19 protein-coding genes are annotated in these 18,172 nt (G+C 72.8%); 12 read left to right on the forward strand and 7 right to left on the reverse strand.

Annotation, left to right across the window (positions count from 1 at the left end; genetic code table 11):
* Window positions 1–420: 420 nt before the first annotated feature.
* A complete protein-coding gene (locus ACILSK_RS04025) occupies window positions 421–2,151 on the reverse strand; it encodes an MFS transporter (protein ID WP_395725842.1) in 1,731 nt (576 codons plus the stop codon).
* Between the two features lie 153 nt (window positions 2,152–2,304).
* Here ACILSK_RS04025 and ACILSK_RS04030 point away from each other — a divergent pair, with 153 nt between their 5' ends.
* Window positions 2,305–3,114 carry a hypothetical protein gene (locus ACILSK_RS04030; RefSeq protein ID WP_395725843.1) on the forward strand — a complete coding sequence of 270 codons (810 nt, stop codon included), beginning with the start codon at window positions 2,305–2,307 and terminating at the stop codon, window positions 3,112–3,114.
* 274 nt (window positions 3,115–3,388) lie between these two features.
* Window positions 3,389–5,053 (forward strand): DNA repair helicase XPB, encoded by a 1,665-nt coding sequence (locus tag ACILSK_RS04035; protein WP_395725844.1) that lies wholly within the window; start codon window positions 3,389–3,391, stop codon window positions 5,051–5,053.
* 139 nt (window positions 5,054–5,192) lie between these two features.
* On the opposite strand, the gene ACILSK_RS04040 is transcribed toward ACILSK_RS04035, so the two are convergent.
* Window positions 5,193–5,555: an STAS/SEC14 domain-containing protein gene (locus ACILSK_RS04040; RefSeq protein ID WP_395725845.1), complete on the reverse strand. Its 363-nt coding sequence runs from the start codon at window positions 5,553–5,555 to the stop codon at window positions 5,193–5,195.
* A 59-nt stretch (window positions 5,556–5,614) separates the two neighbouring features.
* On the opposite strand from ACILSK_RS04040, the gene ACILSK_RS04045 reads away from it, so the two are divergent.
* The 4 genes from ACILSK_RS04045 (at window position 5,615) to ACILSK_RS04060 (ending at window position 9,373) form a co-directional block, all read left to right on the forward strand.
* Window positions 5,615–7,267 (forward strand): alpha-keto acid decarboxylase family protein, encoded by a 1,653-nt coding sequence (locus ACILSK_RS04045; protein ID WP_395725846.1) that lies wholly within the window; start codon window positions 5,615–5,617, stop codon window positions 7,265–7,267.
* Entirely contained in the window at window positions 7,264–7,566 is a 303-nt protein-coding gene (locus ACILSK_RS04050; protein WP_395725847.1) for a DUF6092 family protein, read from the forward strand. The genes ACILSK_RS04045 and ACILSK_RS04050 overlap by 4 nt, the downstream gene beginning before the upstream one ends.
* Window positions 7,567–7,746: 180 nt before the next feature.
* Window positions 7,747–8,304, forward strand: coding sequence for a nitroreductase family protein (locus ACILSK_RS04055; protein ID WP_395725848.1), 558 nt, complete (start codon window positions 7,747–7,749; stop codon window positions 8,302–8,304).
* Between the two features lie 4 nt (window positions 8,305–8,308).
* Window positions 8,309–9,373, forward strand: a complete 1,065-nt coding sequence (locus tag ACILSK_RS04060) for an aminotransferase class V-fold PLP-dependent enzyme (protein ID WP_395725849.1) — start codon at window positions 8,309–8,311, stop codon at window positions 9,371–9,373.
* Between the two features lie 9 nt (window positions 9,374–9,382).
* On the opposite strand, the gene ACILSK_RS04065 is transcribed toward ACILSK_RS04060, so the two are convergent.
* Window positions 9,383–10,111 carry a PIG-L deacetylase family protein gene (locus tag ACILSK_RS04065; protein ID WP_395725850.1) on the reverse strand — a complete coding sequence of 243 codons (729 nt, stop codon included), beginning with the start codon at window positions 10,109–10,111 and terminating at the stop codon, window positions 9,383–9,385.
* An 85-nt stretch (window positions 10,112–10,196) separates the two neighbouring features.
* Here ACILSK_RS04065 and ACILSK_RS04070 point away from each other — a divergent pair, with 85 nt between their 5' ends.
* From ACILSK_RS04070 to ACILSK_RS04090, 5 genes are all read left to right on the forward strand, one after another.
* Window positions 10,197–10,709 (forward strand): hypothetical protein, encoded by a 513-nt coding sequence (locus tag ACILSK_RS04070; protein ID WP_395725851.1) that lies wholly within the window; start codon window positions 10,197–10,199, stop codon window positions 10,707–10,709.
* A gap of 84 nt (window positions 10,710–10,793) precedes the next feature.
* Window positions 10,794–11,282 carry a hypothetical protein gene (locus tag ACILSK_RS04075; RefSeq protein ID WP_395725852.1) on the forward strand — a complete coding sequence of 163 codons (489 nt, stop codon included), beginning with the start codon at window positions 10,794–10,796 and terminating at the stop codon, window positions 11,280–11,282.
* Window positions 11,283–11,576: 294 nt separating this feature from the next.
* On the forward strand, window positions 11,577–12,335 hold the full coding sequence (locus tag ACILSK_RS04080; protein WP_395725853.1) for a LamB/YcsF family protein: 759 nt from the start codon (window positions 11,577–11,579) through the stop codon (window positions 12,333–12,335).
* Between the two features lie 103 nt (window positions 12,336–12,438).
* Window positions 12,439–13,101, forward strand: a complete 663-nt coding sequence (locus ACILSK_RS04085; RefSeq protein WP_395725854.1) for an allophanate hydrolase subunit 1 — start codon at window positions 12,439–12,441, stop codon at window positions 13,099–13,101.
* Window positions 13,098–13,988, forward strand: coding sequence for a biotin-dependent carboxyltransferase family protein (locus ACILSK_RS04090; protein ID WP_395725855.1), 891 nt, complete (start codon window positions 13,098–13,100; stop codon window positions 13,986–13,988). The genes ACILSK_RS04085 and ACILSK_RS04090 overlap by 4 nt, the downstream gene beginning before the upstream one ends.
* 343 nt (window positions 13,989–14,331) lie before the next feature.
* Here ACILSK_RS04090 and ACILSK_RS04095 read toward each other — a convergent pair whose 3' ends face one another.
* A complete protein-coding gene (locus ACILSK_RS04095) occupies window positions 14,332–15,030 on the reverse strand; it encodes a helix-turn-helix transcriptional regulator (RefSeq protein ID WP_395725856.1) in 699 nt (232 codons plus the stop codon).
* 75 nt (window positions 15,031–15,105) lie between these two features.
* Here ACILSK_RS04095 and ACILSK_RS04100 point away from each other — a divergent pair, with 75 nt between their 5' ends.
* Window positions 15,106–15,843 carry an alpha/beta fold hydrolase gene (locus ACILSK_RS04100; RefSeq protein WP_395725857.1) on the forward strand — a complete coding sequence of 246 codons (738 nt, stop codon included), beginning with the start codon at window positions 15,106–15,108 and terminating at the stop codon, window positions 15,841–15,843.
* 286 nt (window positions 15,844–16,129) lie between these two features.
* Here ACILSK_RS04100 and ACILSK_RS04105 read toward each other — a convergent pair whose 3' ends face one another.
* The 3 genes from ACILSK_RS04105 to ACILSK_RS04115 form a co-directional block, all read right to left on the reverse strand.
* Window positions 16,130–16,309, reverse strand: coding sequence for a hypothetical protein (locus tag ACILSK_RS04105; RefSeq protein WP_395726151.1), 180 nt, complete (start codon window positions 16,307–16,309; stop codon window positions 16,130–16,132).
* A 153-nt stretch (window positions 16,310–16,462) separates the two neighbouring features.
* Window positions 16,463–16,981 carry a hypothetical protein gene (locus ACILSK_RS04110; RefSeq protein ID WP_395725858.1) on the reverse strand — a complete coding sequence of 173 codons (519 nt, stop codon included), beginning with the start codon at window positions 16,979–16,981 and terminating at the stop codon, window positions 16,463–16,465.
* 67 nt (window positions 16,982–17,048) lie between these two features.
* Window positions 17,049–18,077 (reverse strand): zinc-dependent alcohol dehydrogenase family protein, encoded by a 1,029-nt coding sequence (locus ACILSK_RS04115; protein ID WP_395726152.1) that lies wholly within the window; start codon window positions 18,075–18,077, stop codon window positions 17,049–17,051.
* Window positions 18,078–18,172: the final 95 nt, after the last annotated feature.

The following is an 18,172-nucleotide window of genomic DNA, read 5'->3' on the forward strand; positions in this document are numbered from 1 at the left end:
GTTCCCGCGGGAACGTTCCACCCCGCACCCACCGCGACGTTCCCGCGGGAACGCCCACCATGTTCAGTGCTGGCCCCGCAAGCCCGGCCAACCAGGGTTCGGGCACCCGACCGGACGGGGCCAGTGGCGCGGGGCCGGTCCACTTACGCCGGTGGTGCGCCACTCGCCGGCCGCGACGTTCCCGCAAGAACGCCCGGGAACTGTCGCCCCGGCCGGCCGGGGCCAGTGGCGCAGGGCCGGTCTACTTACGCCGGTGGTGCGCCACTCGCCGACGACGGTCGACTCCGCGGAACGTCCGACGCGATTCGGGCCGTTCGTACCGGCCTAATCAGGCCATTGCCGATGGCGCCCGGTCACTGACGCGTTCGTGAGTCACCACCGAAGATTTATCGATTTCGCCCGTCGCGGACGGGACCCCGATCAGCAGTCGGCGCAGCACAACTGATCGTCCGGACGGGCCTGCGCCGCCGGATCTGGGGTGAGTGTCGGCCCGGCCGGTGCCGTGGGTGCGTCTTGGGCGATCGGTCCGGTGGCCTGGTCCCCGGCACCGTCCGCGGGGGCATCGTGGCCGGCAGCGACGACCTCGCCGGGCGCCGCGTCAATCGCCACCGCCGACTCCGGCTGCCGCGGTTGCCGGAGCGCGAACCAGGACACCACCGCGATCACCACGGCGATCACCGTGGCCACCGCGCTGACCACCTGCAGGCCGGTGACGAACGCGTTCGCCGCCGCGTCGAACACCGCCGCCCCCTCGGCCGGCGGCAACGTCGAGGAGACCACCACCGCTCCACCCAGGGTGTCCCTCGCCGCGTCGGCCACCTGCGTCGGCAGCCCGGCCGGCAGGTCGGCGGCGAGCTGCGACCGGTAGATCGCCACCCCGACGCTGCCCAGGATCGCGATGCCCAGCGCGCCGCCCAGTTCGGCCGCGGTCTCCGAGATCCCCGAGGCGGCGCCGGCCTTCTCCGGCGGCGCGGTGCCCACGATCAGCTCGGTGGTCAGCCCGAACACCGGCCCCAGCCCGACCGAGATGATCACCGACGACGTCACGATCACCCACAGCCCGTCGCTCACACCGATCTGGGTGAGCAACCCCAGGCCGACCGCGGTCAACCCCAACCCGACCGCGATGACCAGCGCGGGCTGGACGCGTCGCACGATCCGCGGGCCCAGTTGCGAGCCGAGGATGAACCCGGCGGCGGACGGCAGTGACCACAGTCCGGACTGCAGCGGCGACAGGCCGAGGATCAGCTGCAGGTACTGGGCCAGGAACAGGAAGTAGCCGACCGAGATGAACACGGCCAGGAAGTTGACGGCCAACGCGGTGCGGAACGAGGAGATCCGGAACAGGCCGACGTCGATCATCGGGTCGGCCAGCCGCCGTTGCCGCCGCACCCACAGCCAGCCGACCACCAGGCCTGCGAGGATCAGCGTGATCGGCAGCCAGGACACGCCGTCCTGGGCGATCTCCTTCAGCCCGAAGATGACCGCCAGGACCGCTGTGATCGACATGCCGACCGAGCGCAGATCGAGCCGGCCGGCGTTGGGATCCTTGTATTCGGGCAGCAGCACCGGCGCGAGGATGAGCAGGGCGACCATGACCGGCAGGGCGAGCAGGAAGACCGCGCCCCACCAGAAGTGCTCGAGGACGAGGCCGCCGAGCACCGGCCCGATCGCACTGCCGGCGGAGAACGCGCCGATCCAGACACCGATCGCCACCGACCGCTGCCGCGGGTCGGCGAACATGTGGAAGATCAGCGACAGCGTGGACGGAGCCAGCGTCGCGCCGGCCAGTCCGAGCAGCGCCCGGGAGACGATCAGCATCTCCGGTGTCGTCGAGAACGCGGCCAGGATGGAGGTCAGCCCGAACGCGGCGGCCCCGATCATCAGCAGCTTGCGCCGGCCGATCCGATCGCCGAGGGTGCCCATCGTGACCAGCGCGCCGGCCACCATGAACCCGTACACGTCGATGATCCAGAGCAGCTGTGCGCTGGACGGGGCCAGTTGCTCGCTGATCTGCGGCAGCGCCAGGTGCAGGACGGTCAGGTCCATGACGTACATCAGGCAGGCCAGCGCCAGCACGGACAGGCCGACCCAGTCGCCGGTGGTGGCTCGCCGATGGGCGGGTGTGCCCACCGCCTCCGCTGCGCTCATCGCCTGGTCCTTTCACCGTTCCCGTGCCCGCCGGCCGTGTCGAGGGTTTGACGGCCGGTCCACGGAGAACTCATCGGTTCGGGGTCCGGTCGCGGTACTCATCCGGATCAACCAAGCACAGGGGTCTGACAGTCCAGGGACGAAGGAGAAGACGTGAGCTCACTGAACGGCTCCACCGTGGTACCGATTCGTCGGCCGGCCACGGGTGGCGACCGGGTCCGCACCACTGCTCTGTTGGCCGCGACGGCCGCGCAGGTGGTGATCCCGGCGATCGGGCCGCTGCTGGGCCAGCGTCCGGTCGGCGAGGTCTCGAAGGACACGCCGAGCATCGTCACCCCGCCGGACTGGGCCTTCGGGGTCTGGGGCCCGATCTTCACCGGGTCCGCCGCGACCGCCGTGGTGCAGGCGCTGCCGACGCAGCGGACGGCGCCCGCGTCCCGGCAGGCCGGTTGGTGGCTGGCCGCGGCGGCCGCCGGCAACGCCCTCTGGGAGTGGGTGGCGCAGTCGGGCCGGTACCGGGCGACCCCGCCGATCCTGTGGGGCATCGTCGCCGCCGCCGGGGCCGCGCACGTCGCGCTGCAGCGGGTCGAGCCGACCGGCCAGGCCCGGCTGGCCACCGGCAGCAACGGGATGCTGCTGGGCTGGACGAGTCTGGCCGCGTCGATCAACACCGCGGACGTGCTGTTGAGCGCACTGCAGATCGACCCGGACAGCCGGCGGGGCCGGCTGGTCTCGCTCGGCCTGGTCGGCGGCGCGGCGGCCGGTGTCACCGCGGCCGTGGCGGCGAGCCGGCGCGGGGCCGCGGCGGTGGCGTCGACGACGACCTGGGGTCTGTCCACGCTGGCCGCCAACACTCCGCGGACGGCGGTACGAACCACCGGCTGGGCGGCGGTGTCGGGTGTGGCCGGCGGGTTGCTGACCCGGATCGCCAAGACCAAGCGGGTGCTGGACCTGCTCGGCTGAGCTGCACCGAGGCCGGGCGCCCGCGCGGATCAACTCCGCCGGCGCGGATCAACCGACGCCGATTGTGACGGGTGGGACGCGAGTCGACGACTTCGGCCGCGCCGGCGTTGATGATCCGCGCGGCAGGAGTGGCGGGGCAGGCTCAGCCCGGGAGGTCGCGGAGATTCGTCACCGCCGGGCCGGCCGGCGGTTCGGGCACACTTGATGGGTTGTGCCCCGTCCGGCCGGCCCACCGCGGCCGGGCGAGCCGAACCCAGTTGTGAAGGAACCGCCCGTGACCGACGGACCGCTGATCGTCCAGTCCGACAAGACGCTGCTGCTCGAGGTGTCCCATCCGGACGCCCCGGCCGCGCGCGCCAACATCGCGCCGTTCGCCGAGCTCGAACGGTCCCCCGAGCACGTGCACACCTACCGCATCACCCCGCTGGCCCTGTGGAACGCGCGGGCCGCCGGGCACGACGCCGAGCAGGTGGTGGACGCGCTGGTTCGCTGGTCCCGGTTCCCGGTGCCGCAGGCGCTGCTGGTCGACGTCGTGGACACGATGAGCCGGTACGGCCGGCTGGTGCTGCAAACCCACCCGGCGCACGGGCTGATCCTGTATGCCCGCGACCGGGCGGTGCTCGAAGAGATCATGCGGCACAAGAAGATCTCGCCGATGCTGGGCGCCCGCATCGACCAGGACACGGTCGTCGTGCACCCGTCGCAGCGCGGTCACCTCAAGCAGCAGTTGCTCAAGGTCGGCTGGCCGGCCGAGGACGAGGCCGGTTACGTCGACGGCGAGGCTCATCCGATCAGCCTGGACACCAGCGATTGGGAGCTGCGCTCGTACCAGGCCGAGGCCGTCGACGGGTTCTGGGACGGCGGATCCGGCGTGGTGGTGCTGCCCTGCGGCGCCGGCAAGACGCTGGTCGGGGCGGCCGCGATGGCCAAGGCTCAGGCGACCACGCTGATCCTGGTCACCAACACGGTCGCCGGGCGGCAATGGAAGCGGGAGCTGCTGCACCGGACGAGCCTGACCGAGGAGGAGATCGGCGAGTACTCCGGCGAACGCAAGGAGATCCGGCCCGTCACGATCGCCACCTACCAGGTGATGACCCGCAAGTCCGGCGGCCAGTACCGGCACCTGGACCTGTTCGATTCCCGGGACTGGGGCCTGGTGATCTACGACGAGGTGCACCTGCTGCCGGCCCCGGTGTTCCGGATGACGGCCGACCTGCAGTCCCGGCGTCGCCTCGGGTTGACCGCCACCCTGGTCCGGGAGGACGGCCGGGAGGGCGACGTGTTCTCGCTCATCGGGCCCAAGCGGTACGACGCTCCCTGGAAGGACATCGAGTCCCAGGGCTGGATCGCGCCGGCCGAGTGCACCGAGGTCCGGGTCACCCTCACCGATCACGAGCGCCTGGTCTACGCCACCGCGGAGCCGGAGGAGCGGTACAAGATCGCCTCCACCGCCCGAACCAAACTGCCGGTGGTGCGCAGCGTGCTGGATCGGCATCCCGGCGAACCCACGCTGGTCATCGGGGCCTATCTGGACCAGCTCGAGGAGCTCGGCGAGGAATTGCAGGCGCCGATCATCCAGGGTTCCACTCGCACCGCCGAACGGGAGCGGCTGTTCGACGCGTTCCGCTCCGGTGAGATCAGGACACTGGTGGTGTCCAAGGTCGCCAACTTCTCCATCGACCTGCCCGACGCGACCGTCGCCATCCAGGTGTCGGGCACATTCGGCTCCCGGCAGGAGGAGGCGCAACGGCTGGGCCGTTTGCTGCGCCCCAAGGGTGACGGCCGGCAGGCGCACTTCTACTCGATCGTGTCGCGGGACACCCTGGACACCGACTACGCCGCGCACCGGCAGCGGTTCCTGGCCGAGCAGGGGTACGCCTACCGGATCGTCGACGCCGACGACCTGCTGGGTCCGCCGGTTCCTGGTTCCCCGGAGTAAGGGGCCACCGCCGGTCCGGACCCACGGTTCGGCACGGCCCGACGTCGCGGGTGGGCCGTCCCGGCGGCCCGAGATATCGGACCCCTGCGGGATGTTCGACCGCATCGCCGGGCCGGCGGACCCGGGTCGACCCCGGCGGTCAGCCCTGCGCCACCCAGTCGATCGCCTCCTCGCTCTCGCCGAGACCGAACAGCCTCAGTTGTCCCGGCACCATCCAGGCGAACGCCTTGACCAGGTCGGCGTAGGCCCGGTGGTCGGTGACGAACGCGCCCCGCTTCCAGGCATGCAGATGGGCGATGCCCAGCCGCAGGTCCTCGAAGCCGGCGCCCACGCTGTAGCCGGTGAACCGGTCGCCCAACACGTACACGAGCCGTACGCCGCCGGACGCGGCGGCTGCGTCGACGGCGGGAATGAGCACCTTCTCGTAGTCGGCGGCGTGCACCTCGCCGACCGCCTCGAACCCGATGACGCCATCCGGCAGGTTGTCCAGCTTCTCGATCATGGCCTCACCCTGGCACGGCAATCCCGCCGGCGCAGCGGCCGTCTGTTTGACTGGCCGGCGTGGACACCTACACCGTCGCCGATCACCTTGTCGACCGGCTGGCCGAGCTCGGCGTCGACCGGGTCTTCGGGGTGCCCGGCGACTACAGCCTCGGTCTGCTCGACCACGTCGTGCACCACCCGTCGGTCCGCTGGACGGGAACCACCAACGAGCTCAACGCCGGGTACGCCGCCGACGGGTACGCCCGTCTGCGCGGAATGGGCGCACTGTGCACGACTTTCGGTGTCGGCGAGTTGAGCGCGATCAACGCGATCGCCGGCAGCTTTGCCGAACACGTGCCGGTCGTGCACGTGGTGGGCGCTCCGGCGCTGGTCAAGCAGGCCCAGCACCGGCCGGTGCACCACACCCTGGGCGACGGCGAGTTCGGCCATTTCGCCGCGATGCACGCCGACATCACCTGCGCGCGGGCCACCCTCACCGCGGCGAACGCGATCGCCGAGATCGACCGGATGCTCGCCGCGGTGCGCGACGAGCGATTGCCGGGCTACCTGGTGGTGCCCGCGGACGTGGCCGAGGCACCGGCCGAGCGGTCGACCGCGCCGCTGCCGCCGCCGGTGGCCGGTACCGACCCCGAGGCGCTCGCCGGCTTCACCGACGCGGCCCGCCGGCTGCTCGACGGGGCCGCCGACCAGGGCGAGATCGGCGTCCTCGCCGGACTCCTCGTCCACCGCTTCGGCGCCGGCGGTGCACTGGGCGACGTGCTGGCTACCGGGGTTCCGCACGCCGTCACCCCCTGGGCGAAGAGCCTGGTCGACGAGTCGGCACCCGGGTTCGCCGGCACCTACTCGGGTGCCGCGGGGAGCACCGAGACGACCCGGCGGGTGGTCGAGGACGCCGCCGCGCTCATCCTGGCCGGCGTGCAGTTCACCGACCTGAATTCCGGCCTGTTCACCCAGCGGATCACCCGGTCCCGGACGATCGAGGTGGGTGCCCGGTCCGCGTCCGTCGGGTCCGCCGTCTTCGCCCCGATCGACCTGGCCGACGCCATCGCGGCGCTGGCCCCGCTGGTCGCGGCCCGTCCCGCGGCGACCCCGGTCGCGGCGCCGCCGGTCGACCCGGGCGGGCCGGCCCCGGACGGTGACCCGCTGAGCCAGGCCGTCCTGTGGCAGGAGGTGGCCGATCAGCTGCGGGCCGGCGACATCGTGCTGGCCGACCAGGGCACGTCGTTCTACGGCATGGCCCCGCATCCCATCCCGGCCGGCATCACGTTCGTCGGGCAGCCGTTGTGGGCCTCGATCGGCTACACGCTGCCGGCGCTGATCGGTGCGTGCACCGCGGCGCCGGGGCGGCGGGGCGTGTTGCTCGTCGGTGACGGCGCCGCTCAGATGACGGCGACCGAGCTGTCGACCGTGCTGCGTCTGGACCTGTCGGTGGTCGTGCTGGTCGTCGACAACGACGGGTACACGATCGAACGGGCCATCCATGGTCCGGACGAGCCGTACAACGACATCGTCCGGTGGGACTGGACCGCTCTTCCGGCCGCGTTCGGCCGGGCCGATGCGACGGCGATCCGCGTCGAGACCGTCGGCGAACTGCGGGCGGCCCTGGCCGGCGCGGCCGGTTTCACGCTGATCCAGGCGGTGGTGCCGCGCGATGACGTGCCGGATCTGCTCGCCACCCTCACCCGCGTCCTGGGCGGGGCGCAGAAGTGACGGGCGTCCTGACCGAGGACGAGGCCCTCGAACTCCTTGCCTACCTGGTCACCAGTGCCCGGACCCAGGTCGACGAGGCCGCCGAGTACGGACCGCTGCGTCTGCTGACCGCCGCCCGGCGCCTCGGCGAGGCGATCGCCGCCCGCGCCTCCGACCCCACCGCCGAGTTCGTCGCCGGGCCACTCACCGCCCTGCCGGAGTTGGCCGTACCCAAGGCCGGCCGCGAGGAGTACGTCGCCCGGCTCGACCAGGTCTGCCGGGATCTCGCCACGCTGCTGTCCGACCGGTTCGCCTCATGAGCGAGGCTTGCCGAGCGAACCAGAACTTCCCGCAGCGGCGCCGCGCCGGCGCGACCGAGCGGGCGAGGTCGCACCGGGAGGCGCCGCTGTGAGCGAGGCTTGCCGAGCGAACCAAAGCTTCCCGCAGCGGCGCCGCGCCGGCGCGACCGAGCGGGCGAGGTCGCACCGGGAGGCGCCGCTGTGACCGAGGCCGACCGAACGAGCGCTGCTGCCCCCAACGAGGTGCTGGCCGCCATCCGGAGCAGGCGGGTCGTCCGCTCGATGAGCGACCGACCGGTGGCCCGGGCCGACCTGGAGACGATCCTGGACGCCGGCCGGTGGGCGCCGAGCGCCGGGAACCGGCACCTGCAACGGTTTGTCGCCACGGATCACCCCGGAACGCTGCGAGTACTGCGGATGCTGTCGCCGGGCATGATCGCCCGCCCGGCCGCGGCGATCGTCATCTGCACCGATGGGGCACTGGCCGTGGACTTCGGTTTCCGGCCGGACGTCCCCGGGCCATGGATCGACGTCGGCACCGCGGCCGCGACGCTGATGCTCGCGGCACACGCGATCGGGGTGGGCGCGGGGCCGGTGACGTCGTTCAGCAAGGCGGCGGTGGCAACGGCGCTGGGGCTGCCCGACGGGCTGCAACCGGACCTGATCGTCTGCCTGGGCTACCCGGCGCCCGGGGGTCCGGGGCCGATGCGACGAGGCCGGCGGGTGACCTGGCAGGACCTCACGACTTTCGTACCCTGAGGCCATGACGGACCTCGACGCGGCGGCCACCCTCTGGGACCCGGACCCCGGCTACCTGAACACCTCTTCGTTCGGTCTGCCCCCGCGGCCGGCCTGGGACGCGTTGCAGCAGGCCCTGTCCGACTGGCGAACCGGCCGGACGAGCTGGGAGGGGTGGGCGACCGCCGTCGACGAGGCCCGCACGCTGTTCGCCGGCCTGGTCGGCGCGACGACGGCGACCGTGGCCACCGGCGCTTCCGTGTCGCAACTGCTGGCTCCGATCGGCGCGGCCATCGCCGATCGGGCCACGGTGCTGGTGCCGGACATCGAGTTCACCTCGAACGTGTTCCCGTGGGCGGTGCACGCGGACCGCGGGGTCACGGTGCGGACGGCGCCGGTGGACCGGTTCGTCGAGGCCGTCACGGCCGACGTGGACGTCGTTGCGTGGTCGGCGGTGCAGTCGGCGACCGGTGAGGTGGCCGACACCGCCGCCATTTCCGCGGCCGCCCGCGCGGTCGGCGCGGTGACGGTCGTCGACGCGACCCAGGCCGCCGGTTGGCTGCCCGTCCACGCGGGTGCCGTCGACGTGCTGGTCGTCACCGCGTACAAGTGGCTGTGCAGCCCGCGCGGCACCGGCTTCCTGGTGCTCGATCCGGACCTGCCCGCGCGTCACCCGGCTGTGGCGAAGCGATTGAAGCCGTTGGCCGCCAATTGGTTTGCCGGCGAGTCCGTGCACGACTCGTATTACGGGTTGCCGCTGCGGCTGGCCGGCGACGCCCGCCGGTTCGACATCTCGCCGGCCTGGCACTGCTGGGTCGGCACCGCCCCGGCGCTGCGCGTGCTCACGGATGTCGGGGTGGCCGCGATCGGTGCGCATAACGTGGGCCTGGCGAACGAGTTTCTCGCCGCGATGGATCAGCCGCCGTCGAACTCGGCGATCGTCAGCGTGCCCGCGGACGACGCCGCGATCCAGCGGTTGCAGGCCGCAGGGGTGCAGTTCGGCGTGCGAACCGGCCGGGTGCGGGTGGCGTTCCACCTGTATTCGACCGCCGCCGACGTCGAGCTGGCGGTGCGGGCGTTGCGGGGCTGAGGTGGGGGCTCAGGAGAGGAGCTCGTAGGCAACCGTCAGCCGGCCGCCGAACCGCGGCGCGTGCATCGCCGCGAACCCGCGCAGCATGCCGTCCACGTCCGGGGCGCTCTCGCCCAGTCCCTCCAGATAGCGGCGGTGCGCGTGCAGCGAGGCCACGCTCGCCTCGATGGTGTCGGTGACGTCGACCGCGTGGGACGCGCGCGGGGACATGCCCAGTGCCGTGTACCTGACCTTCCACGGCTCCAGGCCTTCGTCCAGCAGTTCCCGGAAGACCCAGCGATTGCCCGCGTCCCGCACCCCGTCGACCGCGGCCAGGCCGACCGCCCGGTGGTCGGCGTAGTCGATGCCACCCCAGGCCGGCCGCGGGTCGGGGTTGGACGTGACCACCAGATCCGGCCGCCGGCGCCGGATAGCCCGGGCGATGTCCCGGCGCAGCGGCAGCCCGTACTCGACGACACCGTCGGGGTAGCCGAGGAACTCGACGGTCTCGACACCGACCTCGGCCGCCCCGGCCCGCTCCTCGGCCTCGCGCAGCGGGCCGCATTCGGCCGGGTCCAGCCCGTCGATGCCGGCCTCGCCCGAGGTGATCAGCAGGTAGGTGACCGTCTTGCCGGCCCGGGTCCAGGCCGCGACGGCGCCGGCCGTGCCGTACTCCAGATCGTCCGGGTGGGCCGCGATGCACAGCGCGGTCTGCCAGTCGTCGGGAAAGGGTTCGAGCTGGGGAAGGGGGTCGGTCACCCCCGCAGTCTCCCCCATCCGGTCCCCCGCGGCACCTGGCACAATCAACCATCCGCATTCGTTTCCCGGTCGACAAGGAGCCCGCATGGCTGCACCCGGCCGCCGTCGCCGCTGGCCGTGGGTCGTCGGCGCCGGGATCGTGCTCCTCGCCGGCGCCGCCTTCACCTTCCTGACCAGCCCGCGCAGCGACACCGATTTCGTCGGGGTCGCCGACACTCTCTGCAAGGAACTGCGGATCGACCGGCTGTCGGCCGTGGCCGGCCTCGCGCTCACCCAGTCGGCCGATCCCCCGGACTCGGCCAGCTGCACCCTCGTCGGCGAGGTGCCGGGCGACGGCACGGTGCCGGACGGCCAGACCTTCCTGCGGTTCGCAATGGCGACGGGGAACAACGTGGACCAGACCGGTGGCTCGCTGTTCAATTCCGGCGGCATCGACGGCGTCGGTTGGAAGGAGGTGATCGACCAGGACGGGTTCTACTCGGCCAAGATCATCTCGCTGCCGGGCAACAAGTCGGCCTCGGTCACCATCACGTCCGCGCAGAGCAACTTCGGGAACGCCGCGCTGGCCGTCGCGCTGCTGAACGAGTGGCTGGTGTGACCGTCCGACCAGGGTCGAAAGACCCTTCCCGACGGTTCGTTTCGGTCTGACGGCGACGCAGATCCGGCCGTAGCGTCGCGAACCGTGAGCGCAACCGTGCACCCCACCACCGTCCCGACGAAAGCGGCCGTCCCGGCATCGATGTGGGTCGGCGCCGGCATGGCCCTGGCCGCGTTCGGCGCCAGCGTGTACTTCTTCGAGATCGTGGGATACCAGGCGTCGTCACTGTGCTGGCTCAACCGCATGTTGATGCTGGCGCTGTTCCTCGTCATCGGCACCGGGATCGTCAGCCGGGACACCGGCGCCTGGCGGTACACCGTGCCATTCCTGGTGATCGGGCTGCCGGTGGCCCTGTTCCAGCAACTGGTGCACTGGAACGTGATTCCGCTCGGCATTCAACAATGCGGGACGTCCTTCGTCTGCACCACCAAGTTCTTCAACCTGTTCGGCTTCATCAGCCAGGCCACCCTCTGCCTGGTCGCGTTCGTGGTGGTGACTGCCGCGATGGCCGCCCTCGCCGCCCGCGACCGCGCGGCCCGTCCCGCACCGGCCTCCCCCACCCCTCACCGCTGAACCTCCCCGGGGCCGGCCCTGCCCGTCCGCCTCGGCCGCGCGGATCAAGTAGGTCAGCGCGGATGAATTGGTTGACTTCGGCCCCACCCGTCACATTTCCCGTCAGTTGATCCGCGCGGATGTCCACAACCACCCCTGTCGATCACCGCGCGGACGAAGTCGTCGACTCCTGTCCCACCAGCACCATTTCGCGCCAGTTGATCCGCGCCGGCGTAGTTGATCCGCGCGGGCAGGCTGGCCCCGGGGGTGGCGGGTCGTCCGTAGGATGGCCCGGCATCCTCGGAGGGAGCGGCCGTGCCCGTGATCGACCTGAACAGCGACGTCGGCGAGTCCTTCGGGCGCTGGACGCTCGGCGACGACGCCGCGCTGATGCCGTTGATCACCAGCGCGAACGTGGCCTGCGGGTTCCACGCCGGGGATCCGCGGACGCTGCAGGCCACCTGTGCGGCGGCCGTGGACCACGGGGTGACGGTCGGCGCGCAGGTCGGCTACCGCGATCTGGCCGGGTTCGGCCGGCGGTTCATCGACGTCGAACCGGCCGACCTGATCGCCGACGTCATCTACCAGATCGGTGCGCTGCAGGCCCTGGCCGGCGCGGCCGGCACCGTGGTCCGGTACGTGAAGCCGCACGGCGCCCTCTACAACGCGGTCGTGCATCACCGGGAGCAGGCCATCGCGGTGGTCGAGGCCGTGCGGGTGGTCGACCCGTCGCTGGCGCTGGTCGGGCTGCCCGGGTCGGCCATCCTGGAACTGGCCGCGGCGGCCGGGTTGCGGACGGTTCGGGAGGCGTTCGCCGATCGCGCCTACACCCCGCAGGGCACCCTGATCTCCCGCCGCGAGCCGGGCGCCACCCTGCACGACCCGGACCTGGTGGCGGCGCGGATGGTGCGTCTGGTGACCGACGGGGTGATTGCCGCCGCCGACGGGACCGACGTCGCCGTGGCCGCCGACAGCATCTGCGTGCACGGCGACGGCCCCGGGGCGGTCGACCTGGCCCGCCGGGTCCGGGCCGCGCTGGAGGCGGCCGGCGTCACGGTCGGGGCGTTCGCATGAATGCGGACCGGGCGCGGCGCTCCTGGCGGATCGAGGGCGCAGTTGCGGTCCTTCCCCGGGCCGCGAAAGGACCGAAACCGGCCCCTCGATCGCGGGGCCGGGGATGATGCCGCGGCTGCGCCGGGCCGGCGACCGGGCGCTGCTGCTGGAGACCGGTGATCCGGCCGGCACGATCGCGGTCGCCGCCGCGCTGGCCGCGGCAAGTCTCGACGAGGTCGAGGAGCTCGTTCCGGCCGCCGCCACCGTGCTGGTCCGGGTCGCCCGCGGCGCCGACCTGACCGCCCTGGGCCGGCGCGTGCTCGCCGCGGCCGACGGCGCGACGGCCGTCGGCGGGACAACCGGCGGCGCGCACGCGGGCCCCGGTGCGACCGCGCCGGACGAGCTGGTGATCCCGGTCGTCTACGACGGGCCCGACCTGGCCGAAGTCGCCGCCAGCACCGGGTTGACCGCAGCCGAGGTGATCGCCGCCCACGCCGGAACGCCGTGGCAGGCCGCCTTCGTCGGCTTCGCTCCGGGGTTCGCCTACCTGATCGGCGGTGACCCGCGACTGCAGGTGGCCCGCCACTCGCAGTCGCGACCCCGGGTGCCCGCCGGGTCGGTCGCGCTGGCCGGCGAGTACTCCGCGGTCTACCCCCGGGAGTCGCCCGGCGGCTGGCAGCTGATCGGCCGCACCACCGCGACGCTCTGGGACGAGACGGCGGAGCCCGCCGCCGCCATCCGGCCGGGCCGCCAAGTCCGCTTCCAGGACGCAGGAGCCCGACCATGACGGCCCGGCCGCGCACGACCGCAGGGTCGGTCGCGGCGCTGACCGTCGTGCGACCCGGGCCGCTGGCGCTGCTGCAGGACGCCGGCCGGTTCGGGCACGCCGCCGACGGCGTCGGGCGATCGGGGCCGGCCGACCGGGCCGCCCACGCCCGAGCCAACCGACTGGTCGGCAACGACACGGGCGCCACCGCCGTCGAGGTCACCCTGGGCGGCCTGGCGATCCGGGCCGAGATCGAGGTGACGGTGGCAATCACTGGCGCCCCGGCCCCGGCCGACGTCGACGGCCACCCGGTGGCCCACGACACGCCGCTGCTCCTGACGACGGGAAAGACGTTGCGGCTGCGGGCCCCTCGCACGGGTCTGCGCAGCTACCTCGCGGTGGCCGGGGGTATCGACGTGCCGGTGACGCTCGGCTCGGCCAGCACGGACACCCTTGCCGGGCTGGGTCCACCCCCGCTGGCCGCGGGTGCCCGGCTCCCGGTCGGGACCAACCGCGGCGCCGGGAATCTACCCACGGCAACCCCGCTTGGCGACCCGGTGACGGTGCTACGGGTGCTGTTCGGGCCCCGGGACGACTGGTTCACCGACCCGGCCGCGCTGACCACCGGGGAGTGGCAGGTCTCCCCGCAGAGCAACCGGGTCGGGCTGAGGTTGTCCCGGCCGGACGGCGGCGGCCCGACCCTGGACCGGGCGCGTCCGGGCGAACTGCCCAGTGAGGGGCTGGTTCTCGGGGCCATCCAGGTGCCACCCAGCGGGCAGCCGGTGCTGTTCCTGGCCGACCATCCGCTCACCGGCGGCTACCCGGTGGCGGCCGTGGTCGTCGACGCCGACATCGACCGGGCCGGGCAGCTGCGTCCCGGGCAGCGGTTGCGCTTCGTCCCGGCCTGATCGTCCCGGCCTGGTCGCGACACCCCGCGACCGGTTTGCGCAACTTTGCTCGAGATGGACGTGAAGTGGACGATCGCGGCGTGTTCGCTGGCCGCCAGCTACGGGTGCGCGTGCCGGACGGTCTCGACGCCGTGGGCGAGCAGGGTAGCCCCGCCGGTGACGACGGCCGTGCGACCGGACAGGTCGGGCATGCTGGGACCTCCGTTCCACATCCACCGCACCCGCTGTCGCGGGTGGTGGCTCGGAACGCCAGGTCCGGGTGCAGGTCAGGGACTAACCGTGCGCGGTGGTCGTCCGCGGAACGCGACCACGGTCTCGGGCCCGGCATCGAACAGCCGGGGACTCACCCGCTGCCACCGTGCACGGGTCGGGCGTTCGCCGGAGGTTCGCCGACCTCACTGACGGTGTGGCCGCTGCAGGCCGTCGCGGTGACGCCGGCCCGCTCGATGCGCGAGACGATGAACCATCGCATCGCGTCGCGCAGCCGGCACCACCCGACGAGGTACCACTGGCCGTTCGCGGCGGCGAACAGCACCGGCTCGACGTCGCGAGTGGACGCGGCACCCGCCCGGGACACGTAGCGGATGCGCACCACCCGCTGCTCGGCCATGGCCTCCTCCAGCGCGGACCTGATCGCTCGGGACGGGGTGGGAGCCGCGTTGACCCAGACCCGGCCGGCCAACTCGTCGGCCTTGGCCCGGGTGCCGGGATCGAGGACGTCCAGGATCTTGCGGACACCGGCGGCGGCCAGGTCGGCGTAGGGAGCATCGGCGGCGGCGGACACCGCCGCCATCAGGGCCACGGCCTGGGACGGGGAGAGGCTGACCGGCGGCAGGGACGCGCCGGTCGCCAGTCCGTAGCCGCCGCCGGGACCCGGCCGTGACCAGATTGGCGCGCCACTGTTCTCCAGCGCGTCGAGGTCCCGCTTGATCGTCCGGACCGAGACGCCGAAGTCACTGGCCAGACGCTCGGCCGAGCAGCCCCGTGCGCCGCTGCGACGCAGCGCCTCCGACACGGCGTGCAACCGCTCCGTTCGCTTCACCGTTTCCACCCCTCACCCGATTGGTGACGCAGATGGTGACACACAGCTGTCCGTCGGGAGGGCGAGAATCGGGGCATGAACAGCGCGCCGAAGCAGCCGACCATCGTCCTCATCGCCGGCCATTGGCTGGGCGCGTGGGCCTGGGACGGGGTGATCGAACACCTGGCGACCGGCGGTTCCCGGGCGGTCGCGATGACCCTGCCCGGCCTCGATGCCAGCGACCCGGAGCGGGCCACCAGGACCCTTCACGATCAGGCCGCTGCCATCATCGACCTCATCGGTCAACCGGAAATCGGCAGCGAGGCAGTTGTTCTCGTCGCCCACAGCGGGGCCAACGGCCCCGTCAGCCTCGTCCTGGACCGGCATCCCGAGCTGGTCCGGCGGGTGGTGTGGGTCGACTCCGGGCCGGTGACGGCCGGCACCAGCTTCGCCTCGGACCTGCCGGAAGACATGGTGGAACTCCCGCTCCCGCCCTTCGACGTCCTCAGCGCGCAGGCCAGCCTCGATGGCCTGAGCCCGGCCGACCTCGACCGGTTCCGCGCGAAGGCGGTCCCGGAGCCTGGCGCGGTGCTGCGTCAGCCCGTCGAGCTCACCAACGCGGCCCGCCTCGCGGTCCCCACCACCCTGGTGTGCTGCTCGCTGCCGAGCGCGCAGGTACTGGAGCTGGCCCGCGCCGGACATCCGATGTTCGCTGCGCTGGCGGAGTTCGACGATCTGGACGTCGTCGACCTCCCCACCGGGCATTGGCCCATGTGGAGTCGGCCCCGCGACCTGGCGCAGGTCATCGAATCCGCGGCCTTCCGGACCAGCTGAACGGGACCTTGGGCACTCCAGGACGGCGGTTCCGGCGCCGGGCCAGTGCCCGACTGCGTAGGCCGGGGCGCGTCCCTCCAGGGTCGCGACGAGGTGCTCGAACAGGGCGGCCGCCCGCGGGCCGGACCGGCCGGCCGGCAACAGGTCCTGGGGCAGCCCGGGGGTCGCAGAACGGGCGTCGACGACGGGCATCGACGACGTGCAGTCAGGTGGCGAACGCGTACGCCGGGGTGATCGTCCGTCGATCCCGTCGAGATCCCAGCTCTGGGCCAGCAGCTCGCGCCGGTCATGGCCGGCGACGTGAGCGCCGGCGAACGCCGCGCTGTGCTCGGCGAGGTCGTGTTCGGCGATGGCCCGCTCGGCGGCGGGCAGCATCCGGGCCGGGGCGATCCGGGTCGCCGTTCCGGGGTTTGCCGAACCCCAGTGCGGTCAGGTGAGACCGCAACTGCTGTCGTCGGCTGCGCATCGACTCGGGGACGGAGAGGTCACGGTGCACCACCCGTCGTCCAGCGCGGCGGGTTGCCGGGCGGGCCAGATGATCTCGTCGCCCTTGGGCGAGCACGTGGAGCGCGTGCGGGATGATCGCGTCGCCGCCGTCACGATTCTCGAGTCGCGGTGATCAGGTCCGACTCTGCCCGCGGCGCACCGCGATCGTCGTCCACCGGCGCATCCGCGCGGCCACCCCGGCGAAGGCGAGCACGATCAGCGCCGTCGTGGCCGGCCCGAACACGGTGGTGATCGATTGACCCACCGTCGCCACGGTGATCAGGCCGGTGCCCGGCACCCATGCGGCCGGGACGGTGTCGCCCGGCGCCGGCAACGGCGCGGACGATCCGCCGCGGAAGACCAGGGTCGAGTCCCCGGCGCGCTCGACGCCCTGGTCGTCGACCCAGGTCACGGTGTAGCGCTGGAACCAGGAGTTACTCGTCGACGATCCCGGCGAGCGAGCGGACGACCGCGTCGCGGAGAGATCGAGCACGGTGGCCGTCACCGGCTCGGTGCGGCCCACCAACCGGGCGGCATCGGCGGGGAAAATCACGGCGGTGATGGCCACGACCGCGAACAGGGCCAGGACGCCGAACAGGACGGCCCGCCGGCGTGATGGCCGCCGGCGGACAGATGGTTGCTCGGTTGTCATCAGCGGTCTCCCACGGTCGTCGGCAGTCGGCGCGCAGAGGAGTCGAGGCGGAGCCGGGCGATACCGATCAGGGACGGGCCACCACGATGCCGGCCCCGGCACCGGGCCCATCCATCGCCATCAGCGCGTCGACCGCGCCGGTCAGGTCGACGACCGACCCCACCAGCTCGGCCGGCCGCAGCCGACCGTCGGCGACCAGGTCGAGCATCGGCGGGTAGTCCGCGGCGGCCATCCCGTGCGAGCCGACCACGGTGAGCTCCCAGGCGATCACCCGGTCCCAGGGCAATGGGGCCCGGGCGGCGGCGCCCAGCATGAGGCCGACCTGGACGTGCGTGCCGCGCCTGCGCAGGCTGCGCACCGCGGCGTCGGCCGTGGCCGGGGCGCCCAGCGCGTCCAGGCTGACGTGCGCACCGCCATCGGTGGCGTCGATCACCGCCGCCACCGGGTCGGCCGACCGGACCGTCACCGCGGCGCCCAACTCGGTCGCCCGGGTCAGCGCGTTCGGGGAGAGATCGACCGCCGTCACCCGGGCCCCGAGGGCAACGGCGATCATCACCGCCGACAGCCCGACGCCGCCACAGCCGAAGACGGCAACCTCGCGGCCCGGGCCGACGCCTCCGTGCACGGTCAGCGCCCGCCAGGCGGTGGCGAACCGGCAGCCGAGGGCGGCGGCGGTCACCATGTCGACCCCGTCCGGCAGCGGGACCAGGTTGAAGCCGGCCGCCCGCACCACCACGTACTGCGCGTACGAGCCCGGATGGGTGAAGCCGGGCTGGGTCTGGTCCGGGCAGACCGCGGCCTCACCGGACGCGCACCAGGCACACCGGCCGCAGCCGTTGACGAACGGGGCGGTCACCCGGGTGCCGACTGCGACGTCGGTGACCTGGGAGCCGATCTCGACCACGGTGCCGGCGAACTCGTGACCGGGCGTGTGCGGCAACGGCACCGGGTCGTGCCCGCGCCAGGCGTGCCAGTCGGACCGGCAGACGCCGGTGGCCTCGACCCGCAGGACCGCGCCGTCGGCGGGGCACGACGGCACCTCCACCCGCTCGATCCGGGGGCGCCCGCCGACCTCGCGGTACACCACCGCGTCCATGAAAACAGTTCTCATTTCATCACTCTCCGCTACCGAGTGCACACATCATGCTCACGCAACGACCATCCGTTTGCCAGACACGGACTTGGGGCAAG

It is taken from the genome of Nakamurella sp. (assembly GCF_044224575.1).
In the GTDB taxonomy this organism is placed as follows: Bacteria; Actinomycetota; Actinomycetes; order Mycobacteriales; family Nakamurellaceae; genus Nakamurella.

Excerpts from the sequence above, each read along its gene's own strand:
- ACILSK_RS04115 (WP_395726152.1), bottom strand. The coding sequence starts at position 18,077 with ATGGACGCGGTGGTGTACCGCGAGGTCGGCGGGCGCCCCCGGATCGAG.
- ACILSK_RS04105 (WP_395726151.1), bottom strand. The coding sequence starts at position 16,309 with ATGCGCAGCCGACGACAGCAGTTGCGGTCTCACCTGACCGCACTGGGG.
- ACILSK_RS04090 (WP_395725855.1), top strand. The coding sequence starts at position 13,098 with ATGACGGCCCGGCCGCGCACGACCGCAGGGTCGGTCGCGGCGCTGACC.
- ACILSK_RS04100 (WP_395725857.1), top strand. The coding sequence starts at position 15,106 with ATGAACAGCGCGCCGAAGCAGCCGACCATCGTCCTCATCGCCGGCCAT.
- ACILSK_RS04110 (WP_395725858.1), bottom strand. The coding sequence starts at position 16,981 with ATGACAACCGAGCAACCATCTGTCCGCCGGCGGCCATCACGCCGGCGG.
- ACILSK_RS04070 (WP_395725851.1), top strand. The coding sequence starts at position 10,197 with ATGGCTGCACCCGGCCGCCGTCGCCGCTGGCCGTGGGTCGTCGGCGCC.
- ACILSK_RS04085 (WP_395725854.1), top strand. The coding sequence starts at position 12,439 with ATGATGCCGCGGCTGCGCCGGGCCGGCGACCGGGCGCTGCTGCTGGAG.
- ACILSK_RS04040 (WP_395725845.1), bottom strand. The coding sequence starts at position 5,555 with ATGATCGAGAAGCTGGACAACCTGCCGGATGGCGTCATCGGGTTCGAG.
- ACILSK_RS04060 (WP_395725849.1), top strand. The coding sequence starts at position 8,309 with ATGACGGACCTCGACGCGGCGGCCACCCTCTGGGACCCGGACCCCGGC.
- ACILSK_RS04025 (WP_395725842.1), bottom strand. The coding sequence starts at position 2,151 with ATGAGCGCAGCGGAGGCGGTGGGCACACCCGCCCATCGGCGAGCCACC.